Annotated in this window: 14 protein-coding genes and 1 tRNA gene; 3 read left to right on the top strand and 12 right to left on the bottom strand. The window is 58.8% G+C overall.

Translation table 11 applies throughout. From position 1 onward, the window contains the following. Positions 1–94 precede the first annotated feature (94 nt). Genes SR894_RS20510 through SR894_RS20490 form a run of 5 tightly spaced genes read right to left on the bottom strand, consistent with a single transcriptional unit; the run spans position 95 to position 6104 of the window. Positions 95–340 (bottom strand): formate dehydrogenase subunit delta, encoded by a 246-nt coding sequence (locus SR894_RS20510; protein ID WP_133731811.1) that lies wholly within the window; start codon positions 338–340, stop codon positions 95–97. Between the two features lie 10 nt (positions 341–350). Then, positions 351–1178 (bottom strand): formate dehydrogenase accessory sulfurtransferase FdhD, encoded by an 828-nt coding sequence (fdhD, locus tag SR894_RS20505; RefSeq protein ID WP_133731810.1) that lies wholly within the window; start codon positions 1176–1178, stop codon positions 351–353. Then, the gene (fdhF, locus tag SR894_RS20500) at positions 1175–4060 is read right to left on the bottom strand and encodes a formate dehydrogenase subunit alpha (RefSeq protein ID WP_133731809.1); all 2886 of its coding nucleotides are present in this window, start codon (positions 4058–4060) and stop codon (positions 1175–1177) included. Before fdhF ends, fdhD begins: the two co-directional genes overlap by 4 nt. Then, positions 4057–5613: a formate dehydrogenase beta subunit gene (locus SR894_RS20495; protein ID WP_133731808.1), complete on the bottom strand. Its 1557-nt coding sequence runs from the start codon at positions 5611–5613 to the stop codon at positions 4057–4059. Before SR894_RS20495 ends, fdhF begins: the two co-directional genes overlap by 4 nt. Then, positions 5610–6104 carry a formate dehydrogenase subunit gamma gene (locus tag SR894_RS20490; protein ID WP_133731807.1) on the bottom strand — a complete coding sequence of 165 codons (495 nt, stop codon included), beginning with the start codon at positions 6102–6104 and terminating at the stop codon, positions 5610–5612. The genes SR894_RS20495 and SR894_RS20490 overlap by 4 nt, the downstream gene beginning before the upstream one ends. A 129-nt stretch (positions 6105–6233) precedes the next feature. Between SR894_RS20490 and SR894_RS20485 the strand changes: the two genes are divergently transcribed. Next, positions 6234–7289, top strand: coding sequence for a substrate-binding domain-containing protein (locus tag SR894_RS20485; RefSeq protein ID WP_133731806.1), 1056 nt, complete (start codon positions 6234–6236; stop codon positions 7287–7289). Between the two features lie 74 nt (positions 7290–7363). Here the strand turns inward: SR894_RS20485 and SR894_RS20480 are convergent, their stop codons facing one another. The 3 genes from SR894_RS20480 to SR894_RS20470 are packed head-to-tail and all read right to left on the bottom strand — an operon-like array spanning position 7364 to position 10185. Continuing rightward, positions 7364–8626 carry a TRAP transporter large permease gene (locus SR894_RS20480; protein WP_133731805.1) on the bottom strand — a complete coding sequence of 421 codons (1263 nt, stop codon included), beginning with the start codon at positions 8624–8626 and terminating at the stop codon, positions 7364–7366. Next, positions 8623–9147: a TRAP transporter small permease gene (locus SR894_RS20475; RefSeq protein ID WP_244286542.1), complete on the bottom strand. Its 525-nt coding sequence runs from the start codon at positions 9145–9147 to the stop codon at positions 8623–8625. Before SR894_RS20475 ends, SR894_RS20480 begins: the two co-directional genes overlap by 4 nt. Then, on the bottom strand, positions 9148–10185 hold the full coding sequence (locus tag SR894_RS20470; RefSeq protein ID WP_133731804.1) for a TRAP transporter substrate-binding protein: 1038 nt from the start codon (positions 10183–10185) through the stop codon (positions 9148–9150). Between the two features lie 268 nt (positions 10186–10453). On the opposite strand from SR894_RS20470, the gene SR894_RS20465 reads away from it, so the two are divergent. Then, positions 10454–11845 (top strand): FAD-binding oxidoreductase, encoded by a 1392-nt coding sequence (locus SR894_RS20465; protein WP_133731803.1) that lies wholly within the window; start codon positions 10454–10456, stop codon positions 11843–11845. 14 nt (positions 11846–11859) lie between these two features. Here the strand turns inward: SR894_RS20465 and SR894_RS20460 are convergent, their stop codons facing one another. Together SR894_RS20460 and SR894_RS20455 are read right to left on the bottom strand one after the other, a co-directional pair. Then, positions 11860–12825, bottom strand: coding sequence for a LysR family transcriptional regulator (locus SR894_RS20460; protein ID WP_223288729.1), 966 nt, complete (start codon positions 12823–12825; stop codon positions 11860–11862). 107 nt (positions 12826–12932) lie between these two features. Continuing rightward, on the bottom strand, positions 12933–13928 hold the full coding sequence (locus SR894_RS20455) for a TRAP transporter substrate-binding protein (protein WP_133731801.1): 996 nt from the start codon (positions 13926–13928) through the stop codon (positions 12933–12935). Between the two features lie 144 nt (positions 13929–14072). Here SR894_RS20455 and SR894_RS20450 point away from each other — a divergent pair. After that, positions 14073–14149: transfer RNA gene (locus tag SR894_RS20450), tRNA-Arg, on the top strand. Positions 14150–14869: 720 nt separating this feature from the next. Here SR894_RS20450 and SR894_RS20445 read toward each other — a convergent pair. Beyond that, positions 14870–16228 carry a phage portal protein gene (locus SR894_RS20445; protein ID WP_223288728.1) on the bottom strand — a complete coding sequence of 453 codons (1359 nt, stop codon included), beginning with the start codon at positions 16226–16228 and terminating at the stop codon, positions 14870–14872. Continuing rightward, complete coding sequence (locus tag SR894_RS20440) at positions 16219–16536, bottom strand: hypothetical protein (RefSeq protein ID WP_223288727.1); 318 nt, start codon at positions 16534–16536, stop codon at positions 16219–16221. Before SR894_RS20440 ends, SR894_RS20445 begins: the two co-directional genes overlap by 10 nt. Between the last annotated feature and the right edge of the window lie 3 nt (positions 16537–16539).

The following is a 16539-nucleotide window of genomic DNA, read 5'->3' as shown; positions in this document are numbered from 1 at the left end:
CTACCTGTGCCTGTGATATCAGCGCCTGGGAAATAGGGGCATAAAAACGGGGCTTGCCAGATGGCAAGCCCCGTTGCGTTAACGCCAGCGATGTTTATCCGGTATGGTGCCTGACCAATCTTTCCGCCAGCAAGGTGACGGCGCGTTTTGCCAGTGGTGAAAGCCCAGCATCCTCGCGTTCCAGTGTGGCGACCAGGCGATGCTTCATGGAGCGTGCCCAGAAGGTTTCCAGGTGGCGGCAGGTGGCCGCTGCCGCTGTTTCTTCATCACGACCGCCGCCCAGGTTAGCGGCGATCTGGTTGGTCATGTGAATCAGGTGGGTATCGTGGTGCGACGACATTGCGTGTCTCCTAAGCCGTGGCCATTGCCGCCGTGGCAGGTCGATGGTAGATCAAATGGCGACCGGGCCGAGCAAAGCCTGCCAGCAGCAGCCCTGACGCCTGGGCCTGTTCCACAGCCAGGGCGGTGGCCGCCGAGACCGCTACCAGGGCGCCAATGCCGGCACTGGCGCATTTATGAACCATCTCATAACTGGCGCGACTGGTGACCAGCGCGAACCCCTCGCCTAGCGGGCTGGCCTCGCGGGCAAGGGCACCAATCAGTTTGTCCAGAGCGTTGTGGCGACCGACATCCTCGCGCAGTTGTTTAATATTCCCCCACGCATCGCACCAGGCGGCACCGTGGCTGGCGCCAGTGGCCGCTTGCAGCGGTTGGTGGGCGGATAGTTCCTGCAGGGAGCGCTGGATGGCGGCGTCACTCAACGGCGGCGCCATGACATGGGGAATCGGGCGTATGGCCTGCTCCAGGGCTTCGGTGCCGCACAGGCCGCAGCCGGTTCGCCCCGTCAGGCTGCGCCGCCGCTGTTTGAGCTCAGCCATCCGTTGGCTGGCAATGGTGAGGTGAACGGTGAGGCCCTGAGGTGCTTCGTGGATCTCAAGGTCGTAGCACTCATCGGTACTGGCCAGAATGCCTTCGGAAAGGCTGAAGCCGAGGGCAAAATCCTCAAGGTCGGCGGGGCTTGCCATCATCACCGCATGGGAGATGCCGTTGTAGACCAGGGCTACCGGCCTTTCCAAGGCCAGTAGATCCTCCTGGGTATCGTTGTACCAGCCGTTAGCGCCGCGGCGCACCTCCACCGGCTGGCGCGCTACCGCATCGCGGGTGTGGTGGGTGCTCATGGCGCCTCCTGATGAGCGTTGGCCAGGTGGTCACGCTGGATCAGGTCGAAAGTGCTAAAGCGCTGCTGCCAGGCGGAGGGTTGGCTGACTTTTTCCACCTGCACCGCCGTGACCTTGTACTCCGGGCAGTTGGTGGCCCAGTCCGAGTTGTCCGTCGTGATAACGTTGGCGCCGCTGCCGGGGTGGTGGAAGGTGGTGTAGACCACCCCAGGCTGCATGCGTTCGCTGAGTCGCGCGCGAAGTACTGTCTGGCCCGAGCGGCTGGTGATGCCCAGCCAGTCGCCGTCACGCACGCCGCGCAGCTCGGCGTCAGAAGGGTGTAGCTCCAACACGTCCTCGTCGTGCCAGCGCTGGTTGTCGGTGCGCCGGGTCTGGGCGCCCACGTTGTACTGGCTGAGAATCCGCCCGGTGGTGAGCAGCAGCGGGAAGCGGCGGTTGGCCCGCTCCTCGGTGGCCACGTACTCGGTAATCGCAAAGCGCCCCAGGCCAATGGGGAACTCGACCTCGTGCATGGTCGGCATGCCCAGCGGGTACTCGGCGTTGCAGGGCCACTGCAGGCTGCCGCGCTCCTCCAGCTTGGCGTAGCTGACCCCCGCGAAGCTTGGCGTCAACTGGGCGATCTCGTCCATGATTTCGGACGGATGGGTATAGTGCATCGGGTAGCCCAGCGCGTTGGCCAGATCCTGGGTGACTTCCCAATCCTCCTTGCCGGCCACCGGGGGTGTTACCTTGCGTACCCGGTTGATACGTCGTTCGGCGTTGGTGAAGGTGCCGTTCTTCTCCAAAAAGCTTGAACCCGGCAGCAGCACGTGGGCGAACTTGGCCGTTTCGTTGAGGAAAATATCCTGCACGATCAGGCAGTCCAGCGACGTGAGCGCCGCCTCGACGTGCTGGGTGTTGGGGTCGGACTGGGCGATATCTTCGCCCTGAACGTAAAGCGCTTTAAAGGTGCCTTCGATGGCGGCATCGAACATGTTGGGAATGCGCAGCCCCGGCTCGTCGTCCAGCTTGACGCCCCACACCGACTCAAAGCGGCCCCGGGCGATGGGGTCGGCCACGTGCTGGTAGCCTGGCAGCTCGTGGGGAAAGGAGCCCATGTCACAGGAACCCTGGACGTTGTTCTGGCCGCGCAGCGGGTTCACGCCCACGCCTTCGCGGCCAATGTTGCCGGTGGCCAGGGCCAGGTTGGCAATCCCCATTACCATGGTCGAGCCCTGGCTGTGTTCGGTGACGCCCAGCCCATAGTAGATGGCACCGTTGCCTGCCGTGGCATAGGTACGGGCTGCCTGACGCACGGCCTCGGCGGGCACGCCGGTAATCGCTTCGCTGGCCTCCGGGGAGTGGCGCGGTTCAGCAATGAACTCACGCCATCGGTTATAGGCATCGGTGTCGCAGCGCCTGGCGACGAACGCCTTGTCTTCCAGACCTTCGGTCACCACCACGTGGCCCAGCGCGTTGACCAGCGCCACGTTGGTGCCCGGGCGCAGCGGCAGGTGCTGGGCCTCGCCCAGGTGGGGTGTTTTCAACAGGTCGATGCGGCGCGGGTCGGCGACGATCAGCTTCGCCCCCTGGCGCAGGCGCTTGCGCATCATTGAGCCGAACACCGGGTGGGCGTCGGTGGGGTTGGCACCGATCACGATGATCGCGTCGGCCTTCATCACTGAATCAAACGTCTGGGTGCCCGCCGATTCGCCCAGCGTGGTCTTCAGGCCGTAGCCGGTGGGCGAGTGGCAGACCCGCGCGCAGGTGTCGGTGTTGTTGTTGCCGAATGCAGCGCGAATCAGTTTCTGTACCAGGTAGGTCTCTTCGTTGGTGCAGCGCGAGGAAGTAATGCCGCCGATGCTCTCGCGACCGTGCTCGGCCTGAATCGCTTTCAGGCGGCTGGAGGCAAAGGTGATGGCTTCTTCCCAACTGACTTCCCGCCAGGGTTGGTCGATGCTGTCGCGGATCATCGGCGTGGTCAGGCGATCCGGGTGGGTGGTGTAGCCGAAGGCAAAGCGCCCCTTCACGCAGGAGTGGCCGTGGTTAGCATCGCCGCCCTTGTAGGGCACCATGCGCACCAGCTGGTCGCCCTTCATCTGGGCTTCAAACGAGCAGCCCACGCCGCAGTAGGCGCAGGTGGTGACTACGCTGCGATCCGGCACGCCGTGGTCGATCACGCTTTTTTCCATCAGCGTGGCCGTGGGACAGGCCTGCACGCAGGCCCCGCAGGAGACGCAGTCCGAGTCCATGAAGGCGTCGTTCTGGCCTGCTGATACTTTGGATTCGAACCCGCGGCCATCGATGGTTAGCGCGAAGGTGCCCTGGACTTCGTCGCAGGCGCGCACGCAGCGCGAGCAGAGGATGCACTTGCTGGGATCGAAGGTGAAGTAGGGATTGGATTCGTCTTTGACGGCATCCAGGTGGTTCTCGCCAGTAAAGCCATAGCGCACTTCGCGCAGCCCCACGCTACCGGCCATGTCCTGCAGTTCGCAGTCGCCGTTGGCCGGGCAGGTCAGGCAGTCCAGCGGGTGGTCGGAGATGTACAGCTCCATCACGTTGCGGCGCAGCTTGGCCAGTCGCTCGTTCTGGGTGGTCACCTTCATGCCCTCCACCACCGGCGTGGTGCACGAGGCGGGAAAGCCCCGGCGCCCCTCTACCTGCACGGCGCACAGGCGGCAAGAGCCGAACGCCTCGAGGCTATCGGTGGCGCACAGCTTGGGAATGTTGATATCCGCCAGCGCCGCGGCGCGCAGTACCGAGGTGCCCTCCGGCACGCTGATGGATACGCCGTCGATCTCCAAGTTGACTGTGGCGGCGCCCGGGTAGGGGGAGGGCGTGCCATAGTCCTTGGAAAAATCGACGCTGTTGGCCTGACGCCGTGGATCGTAATGTTCAATCATGATCTGTCTCCGTTCGCCGCCCGCTGGAAGTCGTCGGGGAAGTGTTTGAGCGCGCTCTGCACCGGGAAGGGGGTCATGCCGCCCATGGCGCAGAGCGAGCCATCCACCATCGTTTCGCAGAGGTCGTGGAGTAGAGTGAGGTTGGCCTCGCGATTGTCATTGGCGCGGATGCGGTCGATCACCTCCACGCCCCGGGTCGAGCCAATTCGGCAGGGCGTACACTTGCCGCAGGACTCCACCTTGCAGAACTCCATCGAAAAGCGCGCCTGCTCGGCCATATCGACGCTCTCGTCGAACATCACCACGCCGCCGTGGCCCACGCCTGCGCCCACCTCAGCGAAGGTTTCGTAATCCAGCGGCATGTCCCACTGGCTTTCGGGCAGGTAGGCGCACAGTGGCCCGCCCACCTGGACAGCGCGCAAAGGCTTGCCGGTGAGCGTACCGCCGCCAAACTCCTCCATCAGCGTGCGCAGGGTGGTGCCAAAGGCCAGCTCCACCAGACCGCCACGCTTGACGTTGCCCGCCAGTTGGAGGGCCAGGGTGCCTCGCGAGCGGCCCATACCGTGGTTGGCGTAGGCCTCGGCGCCTTCAGCCAGAATGAACGGCACGGCGGCTAGCGAGAGCACGTTGTTGACCACCGTAGGGCGGCCAAACAGCCCCTCGATGGCGGGCAGCGGTGGCTTGAAACGCACCAGGCCCCGCTTGCCTTCGAGGCTTTCGAGTAGCGAGGTTTCTTCACCACAGATATAAGCACCGGCACCGAGACGTACTTCCAGGTGGAAGGTACGGCCACTGCCACAAAGATTGTCGCCCAGGTAACCGGCCTGCTCGGCGCGGGCAATGGCTTCGTCGAGCACCTGTTTCGCCAGTGGGTACTCCGAGCGCAGGTAGATGTAGCCCTGGGTTGCCTCAACGGCAAGCCCGGCGATGGTCATCCCCTCAATCAGCATGTAGGGGTCGCACTCCATCGCTAGCCGGTCAGCGAAGGTGCCGGAGTCGCCTTCGTCGGCGTTGCAGACGATATATTTCTGGTCGGCGGGCGTGTCGAGCACGGTCTGCCACTTGATGCCGGTCGGAAAGGCGGCCCCGCCGCGCCCGCGCAGGCCGGAGGCTTTGACTTCCTCGACGATGTCCTGGGGCTCGCGTTGCAGCGCTGCCTCCAGGCCGCAAAAACCGCTGTGGGCGCGATAGTCGTCAATCGACAACGGGTCGGTAATGCCGATACGCGCGAAGGTCAGGCGCTGCTGCTTGGCAAGGTAGTCAATCTCTTCCGTGGGGCCCAGCGCCAGGGGATGGCTGACGCTACCTTCGAGTAGGCCGCTGTCGAGCAGCGTCGTTACATCCCCCGGTGTTACCGGGCCGTAGGCGAACCGCCCGATGGGGGTTTCCACTTCCACCAGCGGCTCAAGCCAAGCAAGACCGCGGGATCCGTTACGTACCAGCGTGATTGACTGGCCGCGTGCGGTTGCCTCTCTTATCAGTCGGCTGGCGATCACATCGGCACCCAGTGAAAGCGCGGTGGTATCGCGGGGGACAAAAACGCGAATGCTCATCCCATCACCTCCAGCGGCCGGGTTTGTAGCTCATCCATCAACTCATCGAAGGCTTCCGGCGTGACGCGGCCGCGTATGCTGTTGTCCACGCGGATCGATGGGCCGCAGGCGCAGTTGCCCAGGCAGTAAACGGCTTCGAGGGTGATCTCGCGATCCGCCGTAGTCTGGTGGTAGTCGACTCCTAAACGCGCCTTGGCGTGGACTTCGAGCTGGCGCGCCCCTACCGACTGACACGCCTCGGCACGGCAGATCTGCACGACGTGGCGCCCCGGCGGCGTGGTGCGAAAGTGGTGGTAGAAGCTGATGACACCGTGCACTTCGGCACGTGTCTGGTGGAGGGCATCGGCGATGATGGGCACCGCTGCCTCGGGGATGAAGCCGATGCGATCCTGAAGGGCGTGGAGGATCGGCAGTAGGGCGCCGGGCTTGTCCTTCAGGGCGTCGACCTCGGCCTGAATTGCCTGCGGCGCCCACTCCTGGGATTGGTTCATGATGCCCTCCTCACGACTGCTTTTTATGTTTTAAATATGCACTACTTTTCATATTTAAAAAGACGTGCATCACGGTTAAGACAACGCTAGCATCAAGTTATCGACTTAAAAATATGAAATAGTGTGCCTATGAAGCGGATCAAGGTAACGCCCACCTGGTGCTTTAGCGATGAAGAGGGGCATCGTCTCGATAGCAATCTTTTGCGCCTGCTCGGGGCGGTTCATCGCCACGGCAAGTTGACCCATGCCGCCGAGGAAGCGGGTATTTCCTATCGTCACGCGTGGAATTTACTGCGCCAGGGCGGGGATTTTTTTGGTGTCACTTTGGTAGAAATGGCGCGTGGGCGCGGGGCGCGGTTATCGCCGTTGGGTGAGAAGCTGCTGTGGGCCGAACAGCGCGCCACCGCTCGGTTAAGCCCGCAGCTTGATAGCCTGAGCTCCGAGCTGAATCTTGCCATTCAGCAGCACCAGGAAGGTGTGCACCCTTTACTGCGTCTTCACGCCAGCCACGGGTTTGCGATAGAGCTGCTGCCGCAGCATCTGGGAGAGTTGCAGCTTGACCTGCAGTACTGCAGCCCGCTGGAAGCACTGGCCGCGCTTAACCGCGATGGCTGCGACCTGGCGGGCTGTCATCTGCCCCGAGGAGTGGTAGGCGAGAAGGCTCGGTGTAAATACCGCCGCCTGCTTAAGCCCCGCTATCATCGGCTGGTAGGATTTATCGCCCGCCAGCAGGGGCTAATGGTGGCGTCAGGTAACCCGCTGGGCATTGATGGCGTTGCAGCACTGGCCGATAGGCCGGTCACGTTTATCAACCGGCAGGCATCATCGGGAACCCGGGAACTGCTGGATAGCTTGCTGGCCGAGGCAGGTATTGCTACATCCAAAGTGAACGGTTACGAGATTGAGGAGTACACCCACTCAGCGGTAGCGGCCTATGTGGCGGCGGGAATGGCGGATGCAGGGTTTGGTGTCGAGGCGGCTGCGCAGCGGTTTGGGCTTGATTTTGTGCCGCTGGCCACGGAAGACTATTTGTTGGCCTGCCACAGCCGCTCCCTGAAAGAGCCTAAATTTGCCGACTTTTTGCAAGCGCTGCGCAGCAGCTCATTCCAGGAGGCGGTTCAGCGCCTGCCGGGTTATAGCCCCAGCCAGTGTGGCAGCGTGATCGATATTGGCAGTTTTTTATAAGGTGGTGCTGGTTGGCAATGGGGCCTGCCCCTTGGCAAGCCCCATTGCGTTAACGCTGGTACAGGTGAGCGTCGCTAATTGCCCGACCAACCCAACATAATCGGCACGTAAACCACTAACAGCAGCACCCCGATCAGCCCCAGCAGGTAAGGAATGATCGCGCGGGTAATGCGCTCCAGCGGTAGCTGGGTGATCGAGGAGGCCACATAGAGGTTGATCGCCACCGGCGGGGTAATCATGCCGATCGAGAGCCCCACCACGATAATCAAACCAAAGTGGATCGGATCAATCCCCAACTGCAGCACCAGCGGTAGCAGCACCGGGGTGAGGATAATCAGCGCACTGGCGGTTTCGATAAACACCCCGGTGAGCAGAATAATCCCTACAATCAGCAGCATAATCACATAAGGGTTGGTAGACAGCGACAACACGGCCTGGGCAATCGCCCCCGGCACCTGCCAGCTAGACAGCGTCCAGCTCAGCACCGCCGACATGGCAATCACCAGCATAATCACCGCGGTGGTCATCGCTGAGCGGATCAGCAGCTTGTAAATCTGCGGCAGGTTAAGGTCACGATACACAAACAGCGACACCAGCATGGCGTAGTTCACCGCCACTACCGCCGCCTCTGAAGGCGTGAAGATGCCGGAGAAGATACCCCCGAGGATAATTACCGGCGTCATCAAGCCCCAGCTGGCATCTTTAAAGGTCGTCCAGATGGTTGCCAGCGCGAGCGGCGTGCCTTTGGGGTATTGGCGCTTATACGCCTGAGCAATGGCAATGGCCATTAACCCTAGCCCCATCGCCAAACCCGGCAAAAAGCCGTTTAGAAACAGCTTGGAGACCGACTGCTGAGCGATCACCGCGTAGATGATCATCGGCACCGAGGGCGGAATCACCACCCCTATCGTGCCGCTGGCAGCAATTAAGCTGGCCGCCGAGGCCGGGTCGTAGCCTTTGCGCTTGAGCTCCGGCACCAGGCTGGAACCCACCGCGGCGGTCGTCGCGGCGCCAGAACCGGAGATTGCCGCAAAGAACATGCCCGCCATCACCGAGACCACCGACAGCCCGCCACGCATAAAACCGACCAGTGAATCGGCAAAACTGACCAGCTTCTCGCTCACCTTACCCTGGGCCATTAAATCCCCAGCGAGGATAAACATCGGGATAGCCACCAGGGCAAAGGAGTTGATGCCCTGGAACATCTGCTGGGTGACCACCATGAGCGGCACGCCGGATTGATAGAGCGCATAGAGCGTGCTGGCGCCAATGGCAAAGGCAATTGGCACGCCCAGTAGCATAAACAGGAAGAACAGCCCAAACAGCAGCAGCGTCATAGCGACTCCTCCTGGGGCTGGGAGGTTTCACCGTTAATCAGCAGCTCAATGATATCGACCAGCGCGTACCAGGCCATAATCGCTGCGCAGATCGGCATCACTGCGTAGACGTAGGTCATCGAAAGCCTCAGCGAGGCGGATTTCTGGAAGCTCTGCACCTGCATATAGCGGTAGCCGATCACGATCAGCGTGATCATAAACGCCAGCACCACCAGCAGGGCGGCAAGCCGGGCGATTTGGCGCAGGCGGCCGGGCAGGGCATCCACCGCAAAGGTCACGGCAATATGTCGCCCGCGCTGAAACGCCAGGGTGCCGGCTAAGAAGGTGATCCACACCAGCAGAAAGCGAGCGACCTCCTCAGTCCAGCCCACCGCGGTGAATAGCACCCGGGAGACGATCTGCAGGGTAATCACCGCAATCAGCGCCGCCATGCCCGCAAAGACCACGGGCTGTAGAATGGCGTCCAGAAAGCGTTCAGTACGCTGTAGCAGCGTTACCAATGGATGCGTGTGAGTGGGCACTTACTTCACTTCCTCCTGGATGCGTTGCAGGTAATCGCCGAACTGGTCACCGTACTTCTCATACACCGGGGCAACGGCTTCCTGGAAGGCGGCGATATCGGGCGACTCATTAATTTCCATGCCTGCCTCAGCCAGTTCGGCTAACTGCTCGGCTTCCATAATGGCATTTTGTTCTCGGGCATAGCTAGAAGCTTCGCTGGCGGCATCGAGTACGATCTCCTGAACCTCTTCTTGAAGGCCGTTCCAGGCGGGTAAGCTCATAATGAAAATCGCTGGCGCATAGATATGCCGCGTCATGGTGAGGTAGTCCTGGGTTTCCGCCAGGTTAAAGGCATGGATAGCGTTAACCGGGTTTTCCTGGCCATCAATCGTGCCTTGTTGCAGGGCGGTCAGCGCTTCTGTCCACGCCATGGGCACGGCATTGGCACCGAGTTCCCGGAACGTATCCACATAGACCTCGTTCTCGATGACGCGCAGTGTCAAGCCTTCGAGATCCTCAGGCGCATTAATCGCGTGCTGACTATTGGTGATATTGCGAAAACCGCGCTCAGCAAACGCCAGCCCTTTAAGGTTCACATCCTCTAATTTGCCCAGTATTTCCTGGCCGATCTCACCATCCAGCACGGAGTAGGCAGATTCGGCGGAAGGGAAGAGGAAAGGCAGCTCAAAAACCGAGAACTCATCAACGAAGTTGGCCACGGGCCCGTTGGTGATCACGCCCATATCGACGGTGCCGATCTGCATGCCTTCCAGAATGGTGCGCTCGTCTCCTAGAGAAGCGTTGGGGAAAATCTCAACGGAGACCGCGCCGTCGGTCTGTTCGCTGACTAACTGCTGAAAGCGTTCAGCGGCGATATGGTAAGTATCTTCTGTATTTACCACGGTCGCTAAGCGCAGATTGGTAGGCGTTATTTCCTCGGCGTGGGCCATGAGTGGTAAACCAAGCAGGCCAGCGCATAGCAATGTCAAGTTTAACTGTTTGAATTTACTTGTATAACAGGATGCAGCGTGAGCGGTAAAACGGGCGTTGTGATTCACATTATCTCCTAGTGGTGGCTGTTCTTATTATCTTGTTGGGCTTCATCTATATCACATCGAACTAACAGGGCAAATTACTTATTTTCATTCCACTATTCGCGATAATAATCCAAAAAATCTTTATAGATCTTGGGCTTGAGTGATTTAAAGGTTAGCGATAGCCTGCAAGCATTACGATTGATTAAATGCCTTGGAAGGTAATTGTAAGGCTTAGTCGGTGGTTAAGTCTTACTAACCATGGCAACGCCAGCTAAAACAGGAATAACCAATGGATAAGTTGCTTAACGACCTAGTAGCGGTAGTCGGCCCAGAAGGCGTGCTGCTCGGTGAAGATGTCTCCCAGCGTAGCGTCGACTGGTTTACCGGGGCGCCCTGTCGTGCCAAGGCCATTGTAAGGCCCCGCAACACCGAACAGCTCAGCAAAGTGATGGCTCTGTGTTACCAGGCCGACCAGCTCGTAGTGACCCATGGCGGCATGACCGGCATTGTGCACGGTGGGGAAGCCAGCCCCGAGGAGCTGGTGGTTTCTCTGGAACTGATGAACCAGATCGAAGAGGTTGATCTGGTCGGCTCTACCATTCAGGTTCAGGCCGGGGTGACGCTCCAGCGTGTGCAGGAAGCCGCGGCGGAGATCGATATGCAGTTTCCGCTCGATCTTGGCGCCCGGGGCTCGTGCACCATTGGCGGCAATATCGCCACCAATGCAGGCGGCATACGGGTCATTCGCTACGGCATGATGCGCCAGCAAGTGCTGGGGCTGGAGGCCGTACTTAGCGACGGCACCGTGGTCAGCTCGCTGAACAAAATGCTCAAGAATAACGCTGGCTACGACCTCAAACAGCTATTTATCGGTAGCGAAGGCACGCTGGGTATCGTCACCCGCGCAGTGCTCCGGCTGCAGCCCCATATGCCCAGCGAGCAAACCGCGCTGGTCGCGGTGCCCTCCTTCGATGCCTTGACCCAGCTGTTACGCAGGGTCTCTCAAGAGCTCGCCAATAGCCTTAGCGCTTTCGAGGCGTTGTGGAATAGCCACTACAGGCTGGTGACCACCGAGAGCGGCAAGCACGCGCCCCCGTTGGCCGACGACTCGCCTTTCTACGCGATCATCGAAACCCTGGGGCTAGATGACGCCCAGGATGCGGAGCATTTCTCTGAGATTCTGCAAAAGGCGATGGAAGACGGCTTGATCACCGATGCCGTGCTAGCCAGTTCCGGTGCCCAGCGCCAGGGCATCTGGGCTATCCGAGAGGATATCGAAGTGCTGGTGCACCAGCTGAAGCCGATGTTCTCCTATGATATCAGCCTGCCGATTCCCCATATGGACGCCTACGTTGCTACCCTAGAGCAAAACCTCAAGGCGCAGTTTCCGCAAACAGGAAAAATGATCGTGTTCGGTCATCTCGGCGATGGCAACCTGCACATCATGATCACGGTGCGCGACGACAGCTCGCAAAGCCGCCGCCAAGTTGAGCAGTTGGTTTACTCACCCCTGAAAGAGTACGGCGGCTCGATCTCTGCCGAACACGGCATTGGCCTCGAAAAACGCGATTACCTAAGTATTTCCCGCTCCAGCGAGGAGATCGCTTTAATGAAGCGCATGAAAGTCGCTTTGGATCCCAAGCTACTGTTGAATCGAGGCAAAGTCGTGGCAGTGGAGTGAGTTTGGCGGTTTGATTAAGGGTCGCCCAGGGCGGTGGGGGCTGGTGTCATCAGCTCCCGGGTTAACTGCCGCAACCAGTGTATGCCAGGATCGTGATCCTTCCTTTCATCCCAGCACAGGCAGACTTTGAACGCCGGTACGTCCAGGGGCAGAGCGTAGAACTTCAAGCTATTGTTGCGGCAAATGACCCTGGCCGCGCTCTCTGTCACCACGCAAAGCAGTGCTGTGGACACCAATATTTCCTGCAGTGGATTGATGTAGGGCGTCTTGGCGACGATTTTCCGCTCTAACCCCAGCTCCCTCAGCTTTTCATTGATTAACAGCGGGCTGTCCTCGCGATGGGACAAAGCGACCTGGGGGGAGTTTAAAAAAGCTTCAAGGGTAATGGCGCTGCTCTCGCCATGAAATGTCGCATCACCCACACAGCCAATCACATCGTCAAACAGGTACTCATGATGAGAGGTGAGCGGCAAGGTTTCGAACTGCACCACCGCCAGGTCGATATCGTGCTCTTGAAGGACTTGTTGAGCACCTTCTGCGCTCGCGATGCGCGTGGAGAGCATGTTGAAACATAAGTCTGGCGCGTGTTCCAAGCAGTGCTGGATAAGCTTGGGTTGTAGCTGTTGGCTGACATAGTCCACCAAGCTGACCCGAAACTCCCGCTTTGACGTGGCAGGCGAAAACTCGTTACTACTGTGAACTGCCTGATCGAGGTAGAACAGCCCTTTGGCTACGGCGGCATCCATCTGCCGGGCAAGCGGGGTCGGTTGCATGCCCTCCAACGTCTTGATGAAAAGCGGGTCGTCCATTAACAGGCGGAGCTTTTTCAGCGAGTGGCTGACGGCCGGTTGCGTCAGGCAGAGCGCTTGTGCGGTGAGCGTTAAACTCCTTTTCCAATACAGCGTGTGAAAAACCAGTAGTAAATTGAGATTGATCTTATTGAGCCTGTTCGCCAGCTTCGTATGGGTGGTGTCAGCCATCAGGCGTGTCTCTTGGTTGGAAGGGCCGCTCCGGTGCGGGAACAGCCCTCAGCCACTGCTGTAAAAGCACTGTATCTACTGTCGGGCTTGCCTCGATGGGAAGCGAATTACTTGAGCTCTTCCTGGATGCGCGGCAGGTAATCACCGAACTGTTCGCCGTACTTCTCATACACCGGCGCGACGGCGGCTTGGAAGGCCTCCATATCCGGATCGTCGTTGATCTCCATGCCCGCATCGCGCAGGGCCTGCAGCTGTTCGCTCTCCATCTCTGCATTCACCTGGCGCTCATGCTCCGCTGCTTCCTGTGCCGCTGCTAGCAGTACCTCTTGGGCATTTTCAGGCAGTTGGTTCCAGGCGGGCATACCCATCACAAAAATCGCCGGGGCGTAGGTATGGCGGGAGAGGGTCATGTAGTTCTGGGTTTCATCCAGGTTGAACGAGTGAATCACGTTCACCGGGTTCTCCTGACCGTCGATAGTGCCCTGCTGCATGGCGGTGAGTGCTTCCGTCCACGCCATGGGAATCGCGTTGGCGCCCAGCTCGCGGAAGGTGTCGGTGTAGACCGGGTTTTCCATCACGCGGATGCGCAGGCCGTCCAGATCTTCCGGCGAGTTTACGGCGCGTTCGCTGTTGGTCAGGTTGCGGAAACCGCGTTCAGCGTAGGCCATACCTTTCAGGTTCACCTCGGAAAGCTTGTCGAGCAGCTCCTGGCCAATCGGGCCATCGAGCACTTCGTAAGCGGCTTCCGGGGAGGGGAACAGGAACGGCAGTTCGAATACCGCCATCTCTTCGACAAAGTTGGCCACCGGGCCGTTGGTGATCACGCCCATATCCACGGTGCCGATCTGCATGCCTTCCAGCAGCGTGCGTTCGTCACCCAAGGTGGCGTTGGGGTAGATCTCGATATCTACCTTGCCGTCGGTGCGCTCTTCTACCAGCTCTTCAAATTTGGTGGCGGCGATGTGGAAACCATCCTGCTCATTGACCACATGGGCCAGGCGAAGGGTGACGGGATCCATATCAGCAAAATCAGCGGCGTTCGCGGCGCTTACCAGCGCCAGTGAGATGCCCAATGCCAGCGTGCTACGTGCAAATGTTTTCATATTATTGTGTTCCCAATGGACTAAGGTGCAGAAGTGCTCCCAAAGCATGCACCACACGAGGGAAAACGGTCAATTGACTAAAGGTACTCAAGCGCCATACGGCTGGACACAGCGCCCCTGCACAGTTACGATACGCACCCACAAGCGCCCGTAGCTCAGTTGGATAGAGTATCGGCCTCCGAAGCCGAGGGTCGCAGGTTCAAATCCTGCCGGGCGCGCCAAATATATCAAGGGCTTACGTTAAATCGTGAGCCCTTTTGTTTTGGTCTGCCAGTGGCTATAACCACGCTAGTAACCACAAGCGGCAATCCCAAAGCGTTTTGAATCGGCCTTGTTTGGTGTTGTGTTTTGTTGCCTTGGCCGTTGCGCGCTCTTTTTTTAAGCTGGGGGAAGTGTGGGAAAGCTAGCACTACGAAATTTTCGTAATACCCGGCATTGGGGGATTAGATCGAATAACCTCCCCATATCAAGACAGAGTGTCTTTAAGCGACTCTGTTAGCGCCTGGGCAATCGGCGTGGGATCTAGCCAATCAGCGCAAAATTGCGCCCATTAGCGTTACCCAATAACCGGGCATCGCCGGGGCGGCCAATTTGGCGTTGTGGGGTGTACCTGGCCCGGGTACGGCTAGAAGTGACTCAGGCTCACAATTAAAAGAGGCGAATCCTCCCCCTTTTCCGGTTTCAAACCGACAAATTCCCGCGCTTTTACTCATGCTGAGTAAATACCAGGTTTTCTGGTAATTAAACTGCTCTGATTTCAAATGAAAAAGCCCCAGCGTTAGCCAGGGCTTGAAGTGCCTATTGCCGTCACCTTCAAAGGTTTAGTTAACGTTCAGTGTTAACACAGTGGGTTAACGCCTTTTGTTAAGTCGGTAAAATCTCTGAATGCGTGCAGCGTGAGGTCAGGAGAGGTGCCTATATTCCATAATGCCCCTCCCCCCCTACCTTTCCTTCCACTTACCGGCATCCCAATCGAACCGAAGCCGTTTCTTGAGGTGCTTTTGTGTCACATCTTGCAAGCGACGTAGGCCGGGGCTCATGGCGCGTTCTTCGACTTGCCCAGTACCGAACGGATCGGCGCTTTCATCGCGTCGTGCCAGGGCTTCCAGTGAGTGGTTTTGCTCTTGCAGGTAAACCGAGTCACCGCCAGTAATTGGGGGTAGATTGAAGCGTCGCCGTGCTTCGTTTGGTGAATAGATACCGCTCTTAATCATATTGCCGACGATCTCGACTTGCTGGCTTTCATCAAGGCGAATCAGGGCTGATACATCGATCTCAATACGGTACTGCTCACCAATGCCAAGTCCACGGTTTAGCGACTCCTCCATACCCTGAATGCGTGATTGCAAGGCGTCTGCTAAATACATGCTGTTCATGCCATCGGGATTGGTGCCGACCGGCAGTTGTTGTAAGCCGATTTTCCATAGCGGGATACCGAAAGCGTGGCATATCTGCTCATCGTTGTACTTCACCTGCTCGACCAGTTGGCTGTCGACGGCGTTAAACGACAGGCTGGTGAATTTCATATCAGCACCTATTACGCTGATCTTACCGCTATTCTTCCCACTGAAGTTCTCGTTCCAATACTCCTTCAATGACTTGGCATCGTCATCCGTCATTCCAGCCGGTGCGGTCAGAATGCCGCCAGGCTGCGCATAGTTCGCGAAGAACGATAGTTGTGAGCGATCCACTTTGAGGTTTTTAGTTGCTGCCAGCGTTGACGCCAACAGCGGTGGCACACCGATTAACGGGTGGTGTAAGCAAGTCGATTCCCTGTCGTGAATGATCTCGCGGGCGGGAACAGTGATCCCCTGTGAAAGACCATTAAGCGCGTCAGTCGCCAGTTCGTAATAAACATCGCCGCTGTCGCTTACCTTCACCATCACGCGGCTTGGGTCGAGGATATGAAGGCTCGTCACCACATGCCGACTGTCGCGCTCTTTGAGGGCATAGGTGTTGCCGAATTGCAGCCGACTGAGTACCCAAGCCTCACGGAACTGCTGGGGCGTCTGGTAGTGGTTCGGTCTGCGCAGCAACGGTGAATACGCTGGGCTGGTGGTCGTCTGCCATAAGCCGTTGGCATCGCGTGCCTGAAGCTTGAATGGCAGCTTTCCAACGTCCTGACTAATTCGACTCAAGCAAGCAAAGATAGTGCTTTGAGCGGCAACCGATCCGACCGTTTCGGATTCATTCCGTTGCCACGCTCCGGTGTACGGCTCGTGGATAGTAACCCAGCCACCACCATTACCGCTTTGAGAAACTGGGGTCATCCATTTTCGGATACCGGCGATCAATCCCATGAATGCCCCCCTGCCACCACTTTGATGGTCTTCGGGCGCTCCCGTGCGGCATGAGCCAAAGCGACTAGGTCGGCCATAGAGATGGCAATGGCCGCGTAGGTTTCAAACATGAGACGGGTGTGCTCAAGCGAGCTAACAGCGTCCTCGTCAATCACAACGGTTGGATCACCGCCGGTCATGCTGGCAGTCATCCAGATAACACCATTTTCTCGGCGTGCCGTTACGCTTAGGGTACGGTCGCCGGTCTCGGTGTACAGCTCGGCCACCTGTTCTGCGAAGTCCATTAGCTGCGGATAATGATTGTCCATGGT

This window comes from Vreelandella neptunia, from assembly GCF_034479615.1.
GTDB lineage: Bacteria > Pseudomonadota > Gammaproteobacteria > Pseudomonadales > Halomonadaceae > Vreelandella > Vreelandella neptunia.
Note: the sequence above shows the minus strand (reverse complement) of the source record. Positions and strands in the feature narration are given on the sequence as shown.

Coding starts and splice junctions, on each gene's coding strand:
- SR894_RS20510 (WP_133731811.1), bottom strand. CDS start 340: ATGTCGTCGCACCACGATACCCACCTGATTCACATGACCAACCAGATC.
- fdhD (WP_133731810.1), bottom strand. CDS start 1,178: ATGAGCACCCACCACACCCGCGATGCGGTAGCGCGCCAGCCGGTGGAG.
- fdhF (WP_133731809.1), bottom strand. CDS start 4,060: ATGATTGAACATTACGATCCACGGCGTCAGGCCAACAGCGTCGATTTT.
- SR894_RS20495 (WP_133731808.1), bottom strand. CDS start 5,613: ATGAGCATTCGCGTTTTTGTCCCCCGCGATACCACCGCGCTTTCACTG.
- SR894_RS20490 (WP_133731807.1), bottom strand. CDS start 6,104: ATGAACCAATCCCAGGAGTGGGCGCCGCAGGCAATTCAGGCCGAGGTC.
- SR894_RS20485 (WP_133731806.1), top strand. CDS start 6,234: ATGAAGCGGATCAAGGTAACGCCCACCTGGTGCTTTAGCGATGAAGAG.
- SR894_RS20480 (WP_133731805.1), bottom strand. CDS start 8,626: ATGACGCTGCTGCTGTTTGGGCTGTTCTTCCTGTTTATGCTACTGGGC.
- SR894_RS20465 (WP_133731803.1), top strand. CDS start 10,454: ATGGATAAGTTGCTTAACGACCTAGTAGCGGTAGTCGGCCCAGAAGGC.
- SR894_RS20460 (WP_223288729.1), bottom strand. CDS start 12,825: ATGGCTGACACCACCCATACGAAGCTGGCGAACAGGCTCAATAAGATC.
- SR894_RS20455 (WP_133731801.1), bottom strand. CDS start 13,928: ATGAAAACATTTGCACGTAGCACGCTGGCATTGGGCATCTCACTGGCG.
- SR894_RS20445 (WP_223288728.1), bottom strand. CDS start 16,228: ATGGGATTGATCGCCGGTATCCGAAAATGGATGACCCCAGTTTCTCAA.
- SR894_RS20440 (WP_223288727.1), bottom strand. CDS start 16,536: ATGGACAATCATTATCCGCAGCTAATGGACTTCGCAGAACAGGTGGCC.